This is a genomic window from Cuspidothrix issatschenkoi CHARLIE-1, from assembly GCF_002934005.1.
Taxonomy (GTDB): Bacteria; Cyanobacteriota; Cyanobacteriia; order Cyanobacteriales; family Nostocaceae; genus Cuspidothrix; species Cuspidothrix issatschenkoi.
Window position 1 is genome coordinate 1 of record NZ_PGEM01000097.1, and the last position, 18805, is coordinate 18805.

The 18805-nt window shown below is 39.2% G+C and carries 17 protein-coding genes and 1 pseudogene; 9 read left to right on the top strand and 9 right to left on the bottom strand.

Annotated features, from left to right (window positions below; all coding sequences use genetic code 11):
- Positions 1 to 282 precede the first annotated feature (282 nt).
- Together dndD and dndE are read left to right on the top strand one after the other, a co-directional pair.
- Positions 283 to 2268: a DNA sulfur modification protein DndD gene (gene dndD, locus CUN59_RS13720; protein ID WP_104388371.1), complete on the top strand. Its 1986-nt coding sequence runs from the start codon at positions 283 to 285 to the stop codon at positions 2266 to 2268.
- A 48-nt stretch (positions 2269 to 2316) separates the two neighbouring features.
- Positions 2317 to 2715 carry a DNA sulfur modification protein DndE gene (gene dndE, locus CUN59_RS13725; protein ID WP_104388372.1) on the top strand — a complete coding sequence of 133 codons (399 nt, stop codon included), beginning with the start codon at positions 2317 to 2319 and terminating at the stop codon, positions 2713 to 2715.
- On the opposite strand, the gene CUN59_RS22675 is transcribed toward dndE, so the two are convergent.
- Positions 2712 to 2918: a hypothetical protein gene (locus CUN59_RS22675; protein WP_165790202.1), complete on the bottom strand. Its 207-nt coding sequence runs from the start codon at positions 2916 to 2918 to the stop codon at positions 2712 to 2714. The two genes, dndE and CUN59_RS22675, sit on opposite strands and share 4 nt — an antisense overlap.
- Here CUN59_RS22675 and CUN59_RS13735 point away from each other — a divergent pair.
- From CUN59_RS13735 to CUN59_RS13745, 4 genes are all read left to right on the top strand, one after another.
- Complete coding sequence (locus CUN59_RS13735) at positions 2907 to 3314, top strand: ABC transporter permease (RefSeq protein ID WP_104388373.1); 408 nt, start codon at positions 2907 to 2909, stop codon at positions 3312 to 3314. The two genes, CUN59_RS22675 and CUN59_RS13735, sit on opposite strands and share 12 nt — an antisense overlap.
- A 104-nt stretch (positions 3315 to 3418) precedes the next feature.
- Positions 3419 to 3562, top strand: a complete 144-nt coding sequence (locus tag CUN59_RS21465; protein ID WP_165790203.1) for a DUF8624 family small hydrophobic protein — start codon at positions 3419 to 3421, stop codon at positions 3560 to 3562.
- Between the two features lie 316 nt (positions 3563 to 3878).
- Complete coding sequence (locus CUN59_RS13740; protein WP_104388374.1) at positions 3879 to 4343, top strand: GNAT family N-acetyltransferase; 465 nt, start codon at positions 3879 to 3881, stop codon at positions 4341 to 4343.
- Between the two features lie 201 nt (positions 4344 to 4544).
- Complete coding sequence (locus CUN59_RS13745) at positions 4545 to 5303, top strand: HEAT repeat domain-containing protein (protein WP_104388384.1); 759 nt, start codon at positions 4545 to 4547, stop codon at positions 5301 to 5303.
- 149 nt (positions 5304 to 5452) lie between these two features.
- On the opposite strand, the gene CUN59_RS13750 is transcribed toward CUN59_RS13745, so the two are convergent.
- On the bottom strand, positions 5453 to 6172 hold the full coding sequence (locus CUN59_RS13750; RefSeq protein ID WP_243406938.1) for an LOG family protein: 720 nt from the start codon (positions 6170 to 6172) through the stop codon (positions 5453 to 5455).
- Between the two features lie 172 nt (positions 6173 to 6344).
- Here CUN59_RS13750 and CUN59_RS13755 point away from each other — a divergent pair, with 172 nt between their 5' ends.
- Complete coding sequence (locus tag CUN59_RS13755; RefSeq protein WP_104388376.1) at positions 6345 to 6968, top strand: 4Fe-4S single cluster domain-containing protein; 624 nt, start codon at positions 6345 to 6347, stop codon at positions 6966 to 6968.
- Positions 6969 to 7345: 377 nt separating this feature from the next.
- Here the strand turns inward: CUN59_RS13755 and tkt are convergent, their stop codons facing one another.
- The 3 genes from tkt to acpP form a co-directional block, all read right to left on the bottom strand.
- A complete protein-coding gene (gene tkt / locus CUN59_RS13760) occupies positions 7346 to 9358 on the bottom strand; it encodes a transketolase (RefSeq protein WP_104388377.1) in 2013 nt (670 codons plus the stop codon).
- A gap of 326 nt (positions 9359 to 9684) precedes the next feature.
- Positions 9685 to 10938, bottom strand: a complete 1254-nt coding sequence (gene fabF / locus CUN59_RS13765) for a beta-ketoacyl-ACP synthase II (RefSeq protein ID WP_104388378.1) — start codon at positions 10936 to 10938, stop codon at positions 9685 to 9687.
- Positions 10939 to 11175: 237 nt separating this feature from the next.
- Complete coding sequence (gene acpP, locus CUN59_RS13770) at positions 11176 to 11427, bottom strand: acyl carrier protein (RefSeq protein ID WP_104388379.1); 252 nt, start codon at positions 11425 to 11427, stop codon at positions 11176 to 11178.
- 212 nt (positions 11428 to 11639) lie between these two features.
- Here acpP and CUN59_RS13775 point away from each other — a divergent pair, with 212 nt between their 5' ends.
- Positions 11640 to 12545: a CoB--CoM heterodisulfide reductase iron-sulfur subunit B family protein gene (locus CUN59_RS13775; protein WP_104388380.1), complete on the top strand. Its 906-nt coding sequence runs from the start codon at positions 11640 to 11642 to the stop codon at positions 12543 to 12545.
- A 1010-nt stretch (positions 12546 to 13555) separates the two neighbouring features.
- Here the strand turns inward: CUN59_RS13775 and CUN59_RS13780 are convergent.
- From CUN59_RS13780 to CUN59_RS13795, 4 genes and pseudogenes are all read right to left on the bottom strand, one after another.
- On the bottom strand, positions 13556 to 14008 hold the full coding sequence (locus tag CUN59_RS13780) for a heavy metal-responsive transcriptional regulator (RefSeq protein ID WP_243406939.1): 453 nt from the start codon (positions 14006 to 14008) through the stop codon (positions 13556 to 13558).
- A gap of 125 nt (positions 14009 to 14133) precedes the next feature.
- A pseudogene (locus CUN59_RS13785) lies at positions 14134 to 14632 on the bottom strand (RNA-guided endonuclease InsQ/TnpB family protein); the annotation flags it as partial.
- On the bottom strand, positions 14602 to 15147 hold the full coding sequence (gene def, locus CUN59_RS13790) for a peptide deformylase (RefSeq protein ID WP_104388381.1): 546 nt from the start codon (positions 15145 to 15147) through the stop codon (positions 14602 to 14604). The pseudogene CUN59_RS13785 and the gene def, both read right to left, overlap by 31 nt.
- 214 nt (positions 15148 to 15361) lie before the next feature.
- Positions 15362 to 16621, bottom strand: coding sequence for an HhoA/HhoB/HtrA family serine endopeptidase (locus CUN59_RS13795; protein ID WP_104388382.1), 1260 nt, complete (start codon positions 16619 to 16621; stop codon positions 15362 to 15364).
- A gap of 126 nt (positions 16622 to 16747) precedes the next feature.
- Here CUN59_RS13795 and dnaA point away from each other — a divergent pair, with 126 nt between their 5' ends.
- Positions 16748 to 18133: a chromosomal replication initiator protein DnaA gene (gene dnaA, locus CUN59_RS13800; RefSeq protein ID WP_104388383.1), complete on the top strand. Its 1386-nt coding sequence runs from the start codon at positions 16748 to 16750 to the stop codon at positions 18131 to 18133.
- Positions 18134 to 18805: the final 672 nt, after the last annotated feature.

Here is an 18805-nt window from a genome sequence, read left to right on the forward strand (position 1 = left end):
GTGCCAGTTGCGTAAGTCCTACTTAAATCTGCTATAAATCTAAAAATATAAAATCCAAAATCTAATGACTCGTTTTATCCATGATCAATTTGCTAAACAATATCTCACAGAACTATTTACACCCTGTGGTAAAGTAGAGACAAAAGATTTTTTCTCGTTCCTAGACTTTGACTAGGAATGCCTAAAATGAGGCTAAACTTATAAAATGATAACCGAGATAGCGCCTCATGTACAGCCTTCCTCCGCAGAGCTAGGGAACTATATTAATAACAATAAATAACCATGATCTTCCTAGAACTAGTCCTGCAAAACTTCGGTCCCTACGCTGGTAAACAAATCATCAACCTTAACCCTAGAATTGATGAAGATAACATCCGCCCCATCATCCTTTTAGGAGGTATGAATGGAGGAGGAAAAACCACCCTAATGGATGCTATTCGTCTCGCATTATATGGACAACGCGCCCAATGTTCCACCAGAGGAAATCTTAGTTATAGTGATTTTTTAAATCAATGCGTCAATAGTCAAGCTAACCCCATAGATAAAACCCGAATAGAATTAGTTTTTGAACATATAGAAGATGATAAACCTGTTAAATATCGTGTCGTGAGAACTTGGGAAAAAAATCCCAAAGATGGTAAAGACTCATTAGGAATTTTAGGAGATGATGAAACCTGGCCGCAATCTTTAGCTAATATTTGGGATGAATATATAGAGAATATTTTACCTATAGGTATTTCTAATTTATTTTTATTTGATGGTGAACAAGTTAAAGAACTTGCAGAACAAGAAACTCCTCCTCCCGTAGTTGTTGATGCAATTAATGGACTTTTAGGTTTAGAATTAGCTGATAAATTAGCAGTTGATTTAGAAATATTAGTCAATCGCAAAAAAAAGGAAAATGCTGATAATGAAGATTTAGCTAAATTAGAAGAACTTGAAAACCGTCTTAGTGAACAACTACAAAAACAGGAAATTAAACAAGCTGAATTAATCACTTTAGAAGCTGAGAAAAAACTATTAAAAACTCAATCTGACGAGGCTTTAGATAAGTATATGGCTGAAGGTGGAAAAATTGCTGCTGAACGTAGTCAATTAGACACACAAAAAGAAAATCAAGTTAAAAATGCAGAAAACGTCCGTAAATCTTTATGTGAATTAGCTGAAGATGTTTTACCTTTGGCTTTAATTCCTAACTTATTATCCCAAATCCAAATCCAAGGTGAAAAAGAGTTTAAAATTCAACAAATTCAATTAGCAAAGGATGTATTAATTGAGAGAGATAAGCGTTTAATTAATTTGCTAAATCAGTTAAATCTAGAATTAGATAAAATTAAGAATATTCAAAATTTTCTGTCTCAGGATATAGATAATTTATATGCCGCTAATTCATCTACAGAAATAAATTGGTTAAATGCTGATGAAGAAAGTTTAAGTTTGCTGGACAATTTAATCTATCGTTTGCCCAATGCCCAAAACCTGGCACGTAAACAGTTATTAGAATTGCAAAATTATGAAGAAGAAATTATCACAATAGACAGACAAATTCAAACCGCAGCAGCACCGGAAGAATATATAAAATTACAAAAAGCACGGGAAAAAGCACAAGCTGAATTAAATAAAGTGAATACCAATTTTGAGTTACTAACTCGCACTTTGGGAGAATTAGAAATAGCAATTAATAAAACTAAAAAAGAGTTAAATAGTTACACCAGCGATAACTTGAAATATCAAAGCACAGAACATTTAATTAATGCTGCAACTAAAGTACAGAATACATTAAAGATATTTAGAGAAAGATTGACTTTAAGAAAGTTAAATAAATTAGAAGAAGAAGTCAAAAATTGTTTTTTGTATTTATTACACAAATCAGATTTAGTACATCGAATAGCTATTGACGCTAAAAGCTTCGGCTTATCATTATATGATTTAAACGGTAAACCAGTACCTAAACATCGGTTATCAGCAGGAGAAAAACAATTATTAGCGATCGCTTTTTTATGGGGTTTAGCGAAAGTATCAGGAAAACGCCTCCCCGTTGCTATAGATACCCCCTTGGGAAGACTCGACTCATCACACAGAAATAACCTAGTAGAAAGATATTTTCCCTCAGCAAGTCATCAAGTAATTCTCCTTTCCACTGATACCGAAATTAGTAAAAAAGAAGTCGAACTATTGAGAGAAAATGAAGCCATAGCGCGAGAATATCTCCTCCAATATAACTCCGGGAAAAGAGAAACCACAATAAACCCTGGTTATTTTTGGTAATCGGTCTAACCACCAATTACCAATTACCAATTACCAATTACCAAAATCATGGAATCACCAATAGAACGTATTAGACTTTCTCAAACAGCCAAAGATCAACTACTCAAACTCAAACGTAACACCAAAATAGAACAATGGAATATACTATGCCGATGGGCGTTTTGTCGTTCCCTCGCTGAACCCGCCATACCCACACCTGTACCCATCCCCCAAGATAGCAACGTCGAAATGACATGGCGCGTATTTGGGGGAGAAGTGGCCGATATATTGCTATTAGCACTCAAACAACGCTGTCACAACGACGGTTTAGAAACAGATAGAGAAACCCTCATTACCCAATTTCGCCTCCATCTACATCGGGGTATTGGTTATCTTGCCGGCGATCCAAATATGAAGAGAATTGAAGATTTAATCGAACTAGCAACAAACAAAGTAAAGTCAATTTAACCTGTGCGTAAATCCATTGAGGACATCAGATTAACCAAAACTACCAGTTGGGTAACAACCACAGATGCACAGATATTTTTCTTAGTCCCTATTGTAGCTGTTTGACTCGGTTTGCTACTATTACCTATGGTTGCCCCTTGGAATCCCAAAGCATTGGCAACAAGCAGACCAGGACTAGAAGAAGAAGATATATGGGAACCCAAGTAGTTATTCTTGTCGGTACAATTGTTCTGATAGTTACAGGTCTATTACTGGGCTATGTAATTTCACAATTAGTTCTCCAAAATCTGGCTTTTAACTTCCTCACCTTTCTAGGAACACTAAGCCTGATCATCATTTTTGGTACACTTTATTACGTCTTATTTTGGCAACTACGGCGCGAACCCGTGCCAGCACTCAATCCCAGCATTCCCAACCCAGAAGACGAAGAGGTAACAGGTAACTACCTGAAAAATCGCCTCATTGCTAGATTATCTGGAGATGTGGCTGCTGCGGAAAGACTAATTGAACAAGCCAAACAAAACTATCCCGGAATGCCAGAAAATTGGTATTGTGAAAAAGTTTTGGATGAATTAGCAGAAGATCAACAATCTGAGTAAAAAATTAGCTTTTTGCTTCTTTGTGATCCTCAATGTCTAAGTTGGCCTCAATTTTTAGATTTCGCTAAAATCAATAGTGTTGCTATTTATTTACAATCAACAATATGTCTATATTGCGTCAATACATTGCGCCATTAATTGCCGTCTTGATATTTACTGTGGCTTTAGTAGCAGTTAGCGCTCGGATATTTTTACCCTCGGATATGGCTGCACCTGCACCCATTGGTATTGTTATTCGTAATTCCTAATTGAAGTTATAGCAAGAGGCAGAAGGCAAAAAGATCCCCGACTTCTTTGAAGAATTTATCATTTATAGGCACAATCAAGAAAAGAAGTCGGGGATCTAGTACCGCAAGGCGGAAGTCAAAAGTCAAAAGTCAAAAATAATATGGCGTAAGCTTTTTAGTGGTTGAGAATGGTTGTTTTATTTACGCCGTGCTGTACTAGGCATGAACAAGTGTAAATTTTGACTGTTGCCTATTGCTTTTGAGCAAAAATTTTAGATTTTAGATTAAAAAATAATCGAAAATCTAAAATTGTGTTACCACTAACAATTAACTAATTTTGAATTTACTTCCAGGGTATTCCATCCATCAAGGTTCTACCTTAGATAAAGCGCTCTTGGTCAAGTTTATCCAACAAAGTTACCAAGAACAATTTCCCCAACAAGACTTTTCCCACCTAGCGCGGACAGTTGAACAATACTTTTATCGTGATACTCCTGTATGGTGGGTATATCCAGAAGAAATTCCCCAACATAGACCCATAGCCTGTTTATGGGTGGGAAATGCTATAGATCAAGTGAGTGGCGATCGCCATCCCCATATTTTTCTCCTCCATGTCATCCCAGAATATCGTCGTCAAGGTATTGGCAAAGCCTTAATGCAATACCTGGAAAATTGGGCTAAACAAAGAGGGTATAACCAGATCGGACTGCAAGTATTTCTCTCCAACACACCCGCATTAAATCTTTATCATCAACTCGGTTATCAAGAACAATCCCTATGGATGATAAAATCACTCCATTGATGCCCCATGCCTAATGCCCAATTAGCAACTACCAACCTGTCAACTGCTATATTGATATAGGGGTTAATACAGCAGATTGCACATCCGTGAGGTACAAACTGAACAACCAAAAACCAAGTAGCAAGGGTGTTTTACCTCCTGCCTCCTGCCTCATACCTCCTGCCTTCTGCTATATGTTGATCGGATAACACGCGAATCATGATATACGACGAATACGAACTCAGCTTACTTGATAGCGACGCGGATCTAGAAAGCCCACTAGACCAAATAGAACCACTTTCTGAGGAGTCAGAAGCACAAAAACCTGATCCAGAATTAATGCTGGAACTTTTACAAAATCCCCAGCCACAGCAGAGGATGTTAGCAGCGCGTGCTTTCTGTGATATTCAAGATCAACGGGCAATACCCCATCTTATTAACCTTTTAACAGATAATTGTCCCCTAGTGCGAGTCAGTGCCGCCTATGGCATCGGACGTAACCCCGCCCTGGAAGCAGTAGAACCATTAATTAATCAACTAAACTGTGATTTAAACGGTTATGTTCGCAAAGGAGTCGTCTGGGCATTGGGAAATTGCCGCGATCGCCGTTCCCTCGCACCCCTTACCGATGCCCTCAGAACCGATATTCCCGCAGTTCGTCTCTGGGCAGCCAGCGCCTTAGCACAGATGGCACAAGTAGGATATGAAGCCATAGTTGGCGCTATTCCCTCCTTGATCGAAGCCCTTGTCCAAGATCCCATCGCCGCAGTCAGAAGTAACTCCGCTTGGACTATTGGCCAACTTTGTAAAGAACTACCATCTAACGTCGTTTATGCCACAGCTATAGACGCACTAATTCAAGCCTTTGCCGAAGACAAAGACCTGGGAGTGAGGGCAGATACCAAAGCTGCACTTTTAGGAGTAGGTGATCCCCGCGGTTTGCAACTAATTGAAACCCTCGAACAAGAAGGATGGTTTTAGTTGCATTTGCGCCTATAGTAGGAGGCAGTGGTATGGCTAACGCCACGCTTTGCGAAGGGCTATACGCTCACCAACCGGGGCAGGAGGTAAAGCCTGATCCTGTATGATTTTTAAGTTTTGGCACTTCGACTATGGCTACGCCACGCAGGCTATTGCTCAGTAACCGTTTGTATCTCATTCAACTGCATACTGTTATATAAATTTTTCTCAATATTTACATTAGAAATATCTTGTTGAAGTTTCAGTTCTTCTACAAGTAGTGAATATTCATCGGTAGATTTCTGACTAGAAATTGCCAAAGTATTAGCATCTACTGTTAAGAAATCTTCTTGTAGATCGTCTAACATTAATTCTACATCATCATAAACTCTAATTAAAGAACGAAGTTGATCAGAAACAAATCCCTCTTTAACAGTGTGGTTAAGGTAGGTTAATAAAGGATCAAAAAACTCCGCTATATTCAATAAAACAATAGGTTTTTTGTGAATATCAAGGTGCGCCCAAGTCACAATTTCAAACAATTCATCAAGTGTTCCCACACCACCAGGAAGCGCAATAAAAGCATTTGATAATTGATACATCATCGCTTTGCGCTCGTGCATACTATTGGTATTAATAAGTTGAGATAGTCCAGAATGAGCAATTTCATAGGGGGTTAAAATTTCTGGAAGCACACCGACAACATAGCCTCCAGTTTCTAAACATTCTGTCGCAATTGTACCCATTAACCCAATAGAAGCACCACCATATACTAAACCTATTTCTCTTTTTGCCATTTGTTTAACAAGATGACCGGCAATAGTTTGATATATGGGGTTATTTCCGGATTTAGAACCACAAAAGACGCAAATATTAAACTTTGGACGCATTATTTTAGTTTCTTATCAGAATCATGATTTACATAATTACAGCACTTTGCGCGACCAATTGGAACAGGATTCATCTTGATTTTCCAATTTATTCCCTATTGCACCTAACTGTTACGGAAAAGTCCTGTATATTAGCAAGTAATAGGAACAATTAACAAGGAGTTTACAAAAGATGGAAACCAAACCCATGAACCCATCACTAGGACTCGCTGATATTCCTCCTGGCTATATTAATATTATGGGTTATGTTGACCAATCAGAAGTTAATGGACCCGGTTGTCGTGCAGTTGTTTGGGTACAAGGTTGTAACCGTGAGTGTCCTGGTTGCTTTAATCCTGACTCCTGGGCATTTGAGATTAATGAATTAGTTGCAATTGATACCCTAGCCGAAAGTATTCTCAAAAATCCCCATAATACAGGTGTAACTTTTTCCGGTGGTGAACCATTTTGGCAAGCACCCGCATTAATAATTTTAGCTAAAAAGTTAAAGGCTGCCGGTTTAAATGTTATGTCTTTTACTGGTTTTACTCTCCAGCAATTACAATCAGATTCTGCACCTCCTGGGGCAAAAGAATTATTAGCAGAATTAGATATTTTGATAGATGGCCCTTTTGTGAAATCTCTGGCAATTAATTCTCCTGATTCTCCCGTTTCTTCTAGTAATCAAAAGGTGAATATTTTGAACCCAGAATTTGCAGATAAAATTACTTGGGCAAGTGATCAAATTGAAGTCCATATTCTCAAAGATGGAAATCGCATTGTTACAGGTTATCAAGGTTTGTTGCAATTAAGTTAATTTTAGGAATCCTGAAAAGTCAAGATAAAGCAGATTGTATGTAAGTGAGATAAAGATGCGATCGCTTTTCTAAGAATATTGGAGAGCGATCGCTCTCAATGGGCAAATTGTTGGACGTTAATCTGTTAAAATTTGTTCATGTAAATAACTGCAAATATAAAAACAATGAAACATGACCAGCACTACTGCTCCCTTTTGTTGTAGCAAAAAGCGCAGGACATTACTCCACGTGCCTCCTATGCTTTGTTTTCTGCCGTTTTTGGTGACGTACTCCACACACTCTCTTTCAGGTGAGTGTGGGCTTCTCAGCGACTCTTCTCTAAAAAAAGGTGAGCTTTGCAGCCCACCCCGAAAAATTAGAGAATATATTCTGGTAATTAACCTAACAAAGCCTTAGCTTTAGCTAAAACATTATCAACAGTAAAGCCAAACTTCTCTAAACAAGTACCACCAGGGGCAGAAGCACCAAAAGTATCAATACTTACGGTGTCGCCTTCAGTTCCAACATATTTGTGCCAACCGAAGCTACTAGCAGCTTCCACAGAAAGACGCTTAGTAACAGATTTAGTCAGAACAGATTCTTTATAAGCTGCATCTTGTTGATCAAACAAGGTAGTAGAAGGCATAGAAACAACGCGAACCTTCTTACCTTCAGCAGTTAATTTTTCCGCCGCACTCACACAGAGGCTTAATTCTGAACCAGTACCAATTAAGATAATATCTGGTGTACCTTGGCTATCTACAACTACATATCCACCCTTAGCCACACCTGCAACGGATGTACCTGCTAAGTTAGGAACGTTTTGACGAGTGAACGCCAATAAACTAGAAGCATTATCCTTAGACTTCTCAATTGCTACTTTGTAAGCGCCAGAAGTTTCGTTGCCATCGGCGGGACGAATTACTGTTAAATCAGGAATAGCCCGTAAAGAAGCTAGGGTTTCAATGGGTTGGTGAGTAGGGCCATCTTCACCTTGACCAATGGAGTCGTGAGTCATGACCCAAATTGCGCCAGCTTCAGACAAAGCAGCCAAACGAATAGCAGCCCGCATATAGTCGGTGAAAATCAGGAAGGTTGCACCGTAGGGTATTAAACCAGAACGATGTAAGGCCATACCGTTACAGATTGCACCCATGGCGTGTTCCCGGACACCAAAGTGAATGTTGCGGTTGGCAAAATGTCCTTTTTGGAAGTCCCCAGCACCTTTGAGTTCAGTTAAGTTAGAGTGGGTTAAGTCAGCGGAACCACCAATTAATTCAGGTAAAACAGCACCTAATTTGTTGAGGCAGATTTCTGAATGTTTACGGGTGGGCTGTGCTTTATCTTCGGTTGTATAGGTAGGCAATACTTGATCCCAACCGTCTGGTAATTTGCCGCTTACGAAACGTTCAAATTCCGCCGCTTCTTGGGGATATTTAGCTTTGTATTGTGCAAATGCTTTGTTCCATTCGGATTCGTAATCTGCACCACGTTCAACAGCCTTGCGGGCATGGTTGAGAGCATCGGTGGGGATTTCAAATGGTGCATAGTTCCAACCCAAATTTGTGCGGGTCAATGCTGTTTCATCAGGACCCAATGCAGCACCGTGAATACCTGCGGTATTTGCTTTGTTAGGTGAACCATAACCGATGGTGGTTGTCACCTTAATCATGGTGGGTTTGTCGGTGACAGCTTTTGCTGCTTCAATGGCTTTGGCAATTCCTTCTAAATCGGTGTTACCGTCTTTAACGTGGAGAACGTGCCAACCGTAGGATTCAAACCGATTGGAAACATCCTCGGTAAATGCTACGTCGGTAGAACCGTCAATAGAAATGTGGTTATCATCATAAAGAGCAATCAGTTTACCTAACCCCCAGTGTCCTGCAATAGAAGCAGCTTCACCAGAAATTCCTTCCATGTTGCAACCATCACCAAGAATTACATAAGTGTAGTGGTCAACAATTGTGGCATCGGGTTTGTTAAACTTAGCAGCCAGATGGGCTTCGGCTACCGCTAAACCCACAGCATTGGCAATACCTTGTCCTAAAGGGCCAGTTGTGACTTCTACGCCATCGGTAACAAAGTTTTCAGGGTGGCCTGGGGTCTTAGACCCCCATTGACGAAATTGCTTGATGTCGTCTATGGTAACGCTATCGTAACCTGTCAAATACAGTAAGGCATACTGCAACATTGAGCCATGACCAGCGGACAAAACAAAGCGATCGCGGTTGAACCACTGGGGATTTTTGGGATTATAACGCATGAAGCGATCCCAAAGTACAAAAGCCATTGGGGCAGCACCCATGGGTAGTCCAGGGTGTCCTGACTTGGACTTTTCTATGGCATCTACAGCCAAAAAGCGAATCGAATTAATACAAAGTTCTTGGATGGATTGGGTTGCAACAGCCATAATCTCTTATTGTTAACGACGGTTTAGGAGTCTTTTTAGCTTTCTCTTTCTGGGTTCATGATTAAAGTGATCCCACTTTCCTCATCATCCCATTGTCAATTGTTCATAGACAAGCGGGATATTCTGAGTTTTTGGTGATAAATAAAGCCAATAATTTGGTTATCCTGAACTAACAGTTCAGTTAGGAATGATCTCTATCATACTTGCCACGGGTTCACTTCTAAAAAGCTAACCAGTAGCAAAATTTCAGGAGTCACCGAGTCACCGAGTTCAGGAGGAAGAAGAAAGAACAAAATTTTTGCCCTCCCCTGTTCCCCTGACAGTCACTAGGGAGTGAATTTCTTGAAGGCCAAAGTAACATTATGACCACCGAAGCCAAAGGAATTGGATAAGGCTACCTCAACTGTTTGAGCGCGAGCAGTATGGGGAACATAGTCTAGGTCACATTCTGGATCAAGATTTTCGATGTTGATGGTGGGGGGAATTTGATCATTAGCGATCGCTAAAATAGTCGCCACAGCTTCAATGCCACCTGAACCACCTAACAGGTGACCTGTCATGGATTTAGTAGAACTAATTGCCACTTTATAGGCATGGTCTCCCAAAGCTTTCTTAATCGCGGCAGTTTCATTCACATCATTGGCTGGTGTACTCGTACCATGGGCATTAATGTAACTTACCATTTCTGGTGCGATCGCTCCATCTTTTAAAGCCAATTCAATGGCTCTAGCCGCACCTAAACCACCAGGTACAGGAGCAGTCATGTGATAAGCATCACAAGTCATGCCATAACCAACAATTTCCCCATAAATCCTGGCCCCACGACTCAGGGCGTGTTCTAATTCTTCTAGAATTAAGATTCCTGCCCCTTCTCCCATCACAAAGCCATCCCGATCTCGATCAAAGGGACGACAAGCATGGGCTGGATCATCATTGCGAGTTGATAATGCCCGTGCCGCAGCAAAACCCGCCACTGATAAAGGCGTAACTGCTGCTTCACAACCACCGCAAATCATGGCCTTAGCGTATCCCCCTTGAATTTGGCGGAAGGCATCACCAATAGAATTAGAACCAGCCGCACAAGCAGTTACAGAGCAAGAATTTGGACCCTTTGCACCGGTATGAATTGCCGTTAATCCCGCTGCCATATTGGCGATCATCATGGGAATCATGAAGGGACTACAACGATCAGGACCGCGATTCAAATAAACAGTTTGTTGATCTTCTAAGACCTTAATCCCACCAATTCCAGAACCGATGATCACACCAATTTGTTCAGCGTTGAGATCATCAATTACTAAACCTGAATCGGCAACAGCTTGTTTAGCGGCTGATACACCCAATTGGGAAAATCGATCCATCCGCTTGACTTCTTTGCGGTCTAAGTAAATACTTGGATCAAAGTTTTTTACTTCACCGGCAATGCGACAATCATGTTTAGAAGCATCAAAAGCAGTGATATAGTCAATACCATTTCTGCCACTTAATAATCCTTCCCAATATTCGGCTAGTGTGTTACCAATAGGTGTAATCGCGCCCACACCTGTTACAACAACGCGCTTACGTTTATAGTCTGTCATGATTACATTAAATATGGCGAGAAAGCAGCAGCTTGAACAGTTGGGAGTGCTGAGTTCCGAGTCAAGTATCCTTAGTTAAGAGTATACTGTTTGCTCAATAATTATGGACTTTTGGGGCTTTTTTGTAGTCAAACTAATAAGCTTAGTCACTCAACACTCATGTACTGGCGGGTTTACCCAGATCCTACATAAATTCCGGGCTATTTTTAAACCCGCCGATACAAAATCATTACTTATCTAAGCAGATTTAGTAGCTTGTGTTGCAATGTAATCTACTGTATCCTGAACAGTCTTAATTTTTTCAGCATCTTCATCAGGAATTTCGATCTCAAATGCTTCTTCGAAAGCCATGACTAGCTCAACTGTATCCAGGGAATCAGCCCCCAAATCATCAACAAAACTCGAGTTCGCTGTAATTTTTTCCTCGTCTACACTGAGTTGATCAGCGATGATTCCTTTGACCTTCTCAAAAATATCTTCTTGGCTCATATAAAAGTCCTTAACAAGTTGCTATGATTTGCTCTAAATGAACAATCTTTTTTTGGGCATATACATCTTATCGGAAAGGGTGAACCTGCGTATACGTTCTATTGTGAAAACTGGGGATTCAATATCAGAAAACCTAATCAACTGAATATTAAGCATTGATTCAGAATTGAGCTATCATCCTTTAAATCTAAATTTAAACCAAATATAGTTTTATGCTATCTAAAACACTCAAGTACGCTTACTATCCAGGTTGTGTAGCACAAGGAGCTTGTCGCGAACTATATATATCTACCCAATCTCTTACCCAAGCCTTGGGTATTGAACTGATTGAACTAAAAAAAGCCTCTTGCTGTGGTTCAGGTACATTTAAAGAAGATTCCCAACTCTTAGAAGATACAGTCAATGCCAGAAATATCGCTTTAGCTGAATCATTGAATCTCCCTTTGCTTACCCATTGTAGCACTTGTCAGGGTGTAATTGGTCACGTTGATGAAAGATTAAAGGAATGTCAGTCAACCAATCCCGAATACTTGAACAAAGTTAATGGGTTATTAGAAAAAGAAGGCTGTTCACCTTATCGTGGAAGTACAGAAGTTAAACATCTTCTTTATGCTCTAGTTACAGATTATGGTTTAGAAGCAATTACCCAGCGAGTTACTAAGAAATTAAGTGGGTTAAAATGTGCAGCGTTTTATGGCTGTTATCTGCTTCGCGCTCAAAAATCTATGCCCTATGATGATCCTTTTGCACCGGAAGCCATGGAAAATGTCTTTCGGGCAGTAGGGGCAACACCTGTATATTATCGTGGCAGGACTCAATGCTGTGGTTGGCCTTTATCCAGCTACGCAACAACAGAATCTTTTCAAATGGCCGGAAATCATATTCAAGAAGCTTTAGCTAAGGGTGCTGATTGTATTGTTACACCGTGTCCTCTGTGTCATTTGAATTTGGATTCTCGTCAACCAGAAGTAGAAAAAGTCATCGGCCAAAAGTTAGGTTTACCAGTTTTACATTTACCCCAATTAATTGCTTTAGCTTTAGGTGTAAGTCCTAAAGAATTAGGTTTAGAAAGACATATTGTGTCTACAAAACCTGTGTTGGAAAAATTGGGATGGTGACAGTTGACAGTTGACTGTTGACTGTTGACTGTTAAAAATAAATTTTAGATTAGTGAATAAAAAAGATATTTACTCTTACCTCTTGCCTCTCAATACTTTTCGGTTAACCTCAAAAAACGAAATCACGTAGGTTGGGTTGAGGAACGAAACCCAATATTTACAAGGGTTTGTTGGGTTTATTGCCTCTTGGGCAGTGCATGGAGATCCGGATAACATAGACAGTTTTTTAGATCCCACATTCCGCACTTCAATTTGTAGCATATATACAAGTATCATAAGCAGCAGAAGGGGTGAAATATAAATACGTAATTCTGGCGGTAAAAATATGGACTCCAATTATGATTACACAAGGATATTCCCGTGACCATCGCCCAGACTTAAAACAATGTTAAGTTTTATGAAGTAGGAAATAGGTATTGAGCCGATATAGGGGTAAAAACCTGCAAGATAATACTGAAACCTTTAGGCTAGTTCCCTCCGGGACGCTCCGCGTAGCTTGCTTCCCTGCAGGGGTACGCTATCGCTTCCTCATACAACTATGGTGGCGTAGTATCAGTCAAAAGCCAGTTACACAGAGGCAGCACCTTTACAGTTCACACTACCTCTGGACAACTTAAAAACTAAGCATTAGTAAGTAGGTGGGCTTTAAAAATTGTCGTTATAGCAAGGCAAGAGGCAAGAGGCAAAAGGCAAGAGTGAAGAAGTTTTCAGAGATTTTACTTTTCTTCACACATTTTGGTTATCTCACGTCCACTTACTTAGTTGTGTTTTTGCTATTACAGCCGCATTCATTTTGATTTGTTGTACCGCACTGGCAAACTGTGCAGGTACATGGAGAACAAGTGCATGAAGAACAGGTGCATGGAGAACAGTTACATGGAGAACAGGTACAGCCGATTGATTGAGTAGTCATAAAATAATTCCTAGAGTTGAAATATTGATGTTAATGACAGCTTACAATCTCCACCTGAGTGGAGAGTCAAGGGGTAAAATGAACAATTCAGCAGAAACTAAATATGTAAATTTGGGCAAATGATGTTTTCTTGGGGCTGGGGATTTTCATCCCAGTTTTGTAAAGTGTCATAGAGTTGTTGACGTAATACAGTCATTTCTTGAATTTGTAGATCCGTTGCCTCTATATGTCGCTCTAGTTTGACTCTTAGCTCTGTACAGGGTAATTCTCCGCGATCAAACACCGCCAGACAATCTTTTACCTCTTGTAAGCTTAATCCCAGCATTTGTAAGCGTTTGATGAATAATAGACGCTCGACAGTCTCGGACGGAAACAATCGAAAGTGGCCTTCCGTTCGCTCTGGCACTGGCAATAGACCAATTTCCTCGTAATAACGAATCGTCTTAATCGGTACTTGGCTTTTGGAGGACAGTTCACCAATTTTCATGGTTTTAGTTGGCAATATAGCTAGGTAATGGTGTTTGAGTAGCATCTGTGTCAAAAGTGCCATGTGCAACTAGCGCACCCACAACCAGCCACAGATTGCGCTTGAAGCAGAGGACGGACACGCCCGAAAATGCTGCTATTGCAATGGACTTAAGGGGAGCATGGGAGCGGTTATCCCTCAGTAGACTTTCACGCCTTAGCCATGCGCGATAAATTAATTGCGGCGTTTAGATCCCTATCTATCTTAAAACTACAGTTTTCACAATGAAAGACTTTCTTTTTTGTGTCCACAATTTGAGCAAGTTTTACTTGATGGATAAAATCTATCAGCAATTATGATTTCACAACCAAATTTCTTAGCTTTATATTCTAGCTGACGTTTAAATTCATGAAAACCACAATCAGCTACTTGTACTGAGCGCAGTCGAAGTATTGCTTGAGCTAACTTCTGGTTTGATAGCATCCCAGAAACATTTAAATCTTCTACTACTATCTTCGCGTGGTTTTTGCATAAGTAAGTAGTGATTTTATGAAGAGTATCTTTTCTCAAGTTTGCTATTTTTGCATGATGTCTAGCTAGTTGAATCTTAGCTTTATGCTTGTTATTTGATCCATTAACCTTCCTGGAGTAAATCCGAGATAGTCTTTTTAATTTAGTCAAGCCCTGTTTATAGTGCTTAGGATTAGGGATTTTTGATATTCTTCCTCACTGATTAAATCCTGATTGTTTTCTACCCGATCTAAAAATACTAATCCTTCTAAATGATCATATTCATGTTGAAATATGCGGGCGATAAAATCAGTTAATTCTTGTTTTTGTAAATTGCCATTGCGGTCTGTGTATTCAACTTCAATTGTTTGATATCTAGGAACTAAACCCCTAATTCCTGGCACACTTAAACAACCTTCCCAACCTTTCACCATTTCTGAAGAATGGGCAACAATTTGGGGATTTATCATTGCGGTTGGTGGCATTTCTGGGGCATAGGGATATCTGGCATTAGGACGGGAAGCAACGATAAATAAACGGTAAGATGCCGCTATTTGGGGGGCAGCAATTCCTACGCCATTAGCTTGAGCAACTGAGGCAATTAATTCATCAATGAGGTTTTGAATTTTTTCATCTTGGATATTCTCAACCCCTACAGCTTTTTGCCGTAAAATCGGATTACCTAATTTAATGATTGGTGCTAATTCATTCATTTTCTTAGAAGGGAACAGGGAACAGGGAACAGGGAATAGGGAATGGGAAACAGGGAATGGGGAATAGGGAATAGGGAATAGGAATTTTATCAATTACCAATTACCAATTACCAATATTAACAGGACTTACGCAAAACATACAAAAGTAGGGGTAATTCATGAATTACCCCTACGAAAGAATCAGGTTTTTGATTGCTTCGTGCGTAAGTCCTAATTAATTTTCTCTATTTACTGGTAAAGGTGCTGGTTTAACCAAAATTTGTAAATTTTTGCCATCACGCTCCACTTGCATTTGGAGAGCAATACCAATTTTACTGTTTTCTACTAATCTTTGTACTTCATCAACTTTTAATACTGGTTGATTATTAATACTTTTGATCACATCTCCTGGGCGGAGTCCAGCTATAGCAGCGGGGGAATTAGGAACAATTCTCACTAATAACACTCCTTGATCTGCGGATAAATTTATTTTATCGCCAAATCTGGCAATGATTCTATCCTTAACTTCGGGTGTTAGTGTTACCATTTGTATTCCCAAATAGGGATGATCTACTCTACCTTTGGCAATTAATTCTTGGGCGATTTTCTGGACAGTATTAATAGGAATGGCAAAACCTAAACCTTGAGCGCCTTGAATAATGGCTGTATTCATGCCAATGACTTCACCACGGATATTTAATAATGGTCCACCGGAGTTTCCAGGATTAATTGCTGCGTCTGTTTGCAGATAATCAACACGCTTATCACTAGCGCCAATATCACTACTAGAACGATCTGTGGCACTGATAATTCCAGAGGTGACAGTATTATTTAAACCTAAAGGATTACCAATAGCAATTACAGCTTCTCCTGGTTGTAAAGTATCAGATTGGCCTAATGCTAGGGCGGGTAAATTGTTGGCATCAATTTGAATTACTGCCACATCTGTTACAGCGTCTTCACCTAATACTTTACCCTTAAAAGTCCGTCCATCTTTGAGGGTAACTGTCACCGCATCCGCACCATCTACAACATGAGAATTAGTTAAAATTTGCCCAGATGAATTAATAATAAATCCTGAACCGCTACCTCTTTCTACCCTTTCTCTGGGTTGTATGGGCATTCTATTCCCAAAAAATCCGCGAAAAAAGGGATCGGCAAATTCGTCAGGAACTTGAGTGGTGATGGTTCGCGTGGAATCAATACGCACAACGGCATCTCCTACCTTTTGGACTACTTTCACAACAAAATTGGGATCTCCAGTGGTAGATAGAATTGGGGGGGGTGCTGCTGTGATAGCTGTAGAAGTTGTTTCTGCTTGGGGATTATTACTTTGCTCTGCTGAGGTATTTTGTTTCAGACTTGTACAACCTCCCAGCATCAAAACTGTTGCACCACAGACTGCAATCCATTTTTTGGTTTTATTTCCCAGGTTTTGGCGTAAAAACGTAATATGAATATTTTTAGTAGCTCGATGATGATTAATCTTTATCATGATTTTTGCTCAGTATTAGTTACTCGGTGTTAGGATATTGGCTACCTGGTTTTGATCAGAATGATTATAAGTGACATTAAGTAATTACGAATTAGAAATTAGGAATTACGGAACAAGGTGATGTAAATGGAAATTTCCCTAGATGATTTGTGGAATCATGTATTAGAGCGTTTACGGTTAGAATTAGCTCCTCCTACATTTGAAACTTGGATTAAGACGGCTTATGCACATCATTTAGAAAATAACTGTTTGGTAATATATGCCCCTAATCCTTTTGCCCGCAATTGGCTTCAGAAATATTACATTCATACTATTGCTAATGTAGTGCAAGATATTGTTGGTTATCCAGTAGAAATTTATATTACTGTAGTTGAAGATCATCAAGAAAAGAAAGTTTCTCATTTTGATAAAGCACCATTGGGGCAAGAATTACTATCTATTAATCATATTTTGACAAATCAAGCTATAAATACACAAAAGACTTCAGACCTAAATCCTAAATATGTATTTTCTCGGTTTGTTGTTGGTGCTAATAATCGTATGGCTCATGCTGCTGCGTTAGCTGTGGCAGAATATCCTGGAAGGGAATTTAATCCTTTATTTTTATGTGGTGGTGTGGGTTTGGGAAAAACTCACTTAATGCAAGCTATTGGTAATTATCACTGGGAAATATGTCCTGGTTCTAAGATATTTTATGTGTCTACGGAGCAGTTTACAAATGATTTAATTAGTGCTATTCGTGAGGATAGTATGCAAAGTTTCCGAGAACATTACCGGGCTGCGGATCTGCTCTTAGTTGATGATATCCAATTTTTGGAGGGTAAGGAATATACCCAAGAAGAATTTTTTCATACTTTTAATACTTTACATGAATCTGGTAAGCAAGTTGTTATTGCTTCGGATCGTCCTCCTAATAAAATTCCTAGTTTACAAGAACGGTTATGTTCACGATTTTCTATGGGCTTAATTGCAGATATTCAAACCCCTGATCTGGAAACGAGGATGGCAATTTTACAAAAAAAAGCTGAGTATGAAAATATTCGTTTACCTGGGGAAGTGGTTGAATATATTGCTTCTAATTGTACCTCAAATATTCGGGAGTTGGAAGGGGCATTAATTCGGGCTTTAGCTTATATTTCTATTTGGGGTTTACCGATGACTGTGGAAAATCTCGCCCCAATTTTAGGTACTCCTAGCCAGAAAATAGAAACGACTCCAGAAATTATTTTAAATATAGTTGCGGATACTTTTAAGATTGCCATTGAGGATTTAAAAAGTAATTCCCGTCGTCGAGAAATTAGTTGGGCTAGACAAATCGGGATGTATTTAATGCGACAGTATACAAATTTGAGTCTACCAAAAATCGGTGAAGAATTTGGCGGTAAAGATCATACTACGGTGATGTATAGTTGTGAAAAAATTACCCAGTTGCAAGGGAGTGATCAGGCTTTAGTTCAAACTTTACATCAATTAAGCGATCGCATCCAAATGGCTACTCATGCCCAAAAATAACAGCTTAGGTATAAGTATTTAGCTATAGCACTTGTTAATTTCCAGATCCCCGACTTCTATAATCAATTTATCATTTATGGACACAATCAATAAAAGAAGTCGGGGATCTTTTTACTTGATCTGAATCCTTAGGCTTAGGTTTAGACTTTTTCCACAACCAAGTATTTGATTTATTCCTCATTATCATAGCTAATCGTGGCTAATTATTAGCTTGTGGAAAAAACTAGATAGTTTTCCACAATTTTTCCACAGCAAAATAGGCTTTCAATTTTAGTAGTTATAACCCACATTCCGCACTTCAAAAAGTAGCATAATTAAACTACATCAACAGTCAATCAAAACTTATGGTTTGAACAATTACGTATCAATAGCAAACAAAATTATGAACGCAAAAAGTTAAGCTTTTATGGGTGTTTAAAAGCTGTTTCAAAAACAATATTTAATTGAAGGTGTGTAATAAGTTATAAAAAAGATAACCGATAAAATCGTAAAACTATAGAGAATAGTTAAGTTGAAAAATAATATTTTTGACAAGCATTAGGTAAAAATTGCAAGATATGACAGTGTGACTCCGTTAAGTTCAGAACTCGTTGAAATCCTTGTATCATCAAAAGATGAATACCTTGGAAGCACTGAAATATCCATCTTAATGTGGGAGATTCTGTTGGTTTA

Excerpts from the sequence above, each read along its gene's own strand:
- dndD (WP_104388371.1), top strand. The coding sequence starts at position 283 with ATGATCTTCCTAGAACTAGTCCTGCAAAACTTCGGTCCCTACGCTGGT.
- dndE (WP_104388372.1), top strand. The coding sequence starts at position 2,317 with ATGGAATCACCAATAGAACGTATTAGACTTTCTCAAACAGCCAAAGAT.
- CUN59_RS13735 (WP_104388373.1), top strand. The coding sequence starts at position 2,907 with ATGGGAACCCAAGTAGTTATTCTTGTCGGTACAATTGTTCTGATAGTT.
- CUN59_RS21465 (WP_165790203.1), top strand. The coding sequence starts at position 3,419 with ATGTCTATATTGCGTCAATACATTGCGCCATTAATTGCCGTCTTGATA.
- CUN59_RS13750 (WP_243406938.1), bottom strand. The coding sequence starts at position 6,172 with ATGCGTCCAAAGTTTAATATTTGCGTCTTTTGTGGTTCTAAATCCGGA.
- CUN59_RS13755 (WP_104388376.1), top strand. The coding sequence starts at position 6,345 with ATGGAAACCAAACCCATGAACCCATCACTAGGACTCGCTGATATTCCT.
- tkt (WP_104388377.1), bottom strand. The coding sequence starts at position 9,358 with ATGGCTGTTGCAACCCAATCCATCCAAGAACTTTGTATTAATTCGATT.
- fabF (WP_104388378.1), bottom strand. The coding sequence starts at position 10,938 with ATGACAGACTATAAACGTAAGCGCGTTGTTGTAACAGGTGTGGGCGCG.
- acpP (WP_104388379.1), bottom strand. The coding sequence starts at position 11,427 with ATGAGCCAAGAAGATATTTTTGAGAAGGTCAAAGGAATCATCGCTGAT.
- CUN59_RS13775 (WP_104388380.1), top strand. The coding sequence starts at position 11,640 with ATGCTATCTAAAACACTCAAGTACGCTTACTATCCAGGTTGTGTAGCA.
- CUN59_RS13780 (WP_243406939.1), bottom strand. The coding sequence starts at position 14,008 with ATGGCACTTTTGACACAGATGCTACTCAAACACCATTACCTAGCTATA.
- def (WP_104388381.1), bottom strand. The coding sequence starts at position 15,147 with ATGAATGAATTAGCACCAATCATTAAATTAGGTAATCCGATTTTACGG.
- CUN59_RS13795 (WP_104388382.1), bottom strand. The coding sequence starts at position 16,621 with ATGATAAAGATTAATCATCATCGAGCTACTAAAAATATTCATATTACG.
- dnaA (WP_104388383.1), top strand. The coding sequence starts at position 16,748 with ATGGAAATTTCCCTAGATGATTTGTGGAATCATGTATTAGAGCGTTTA.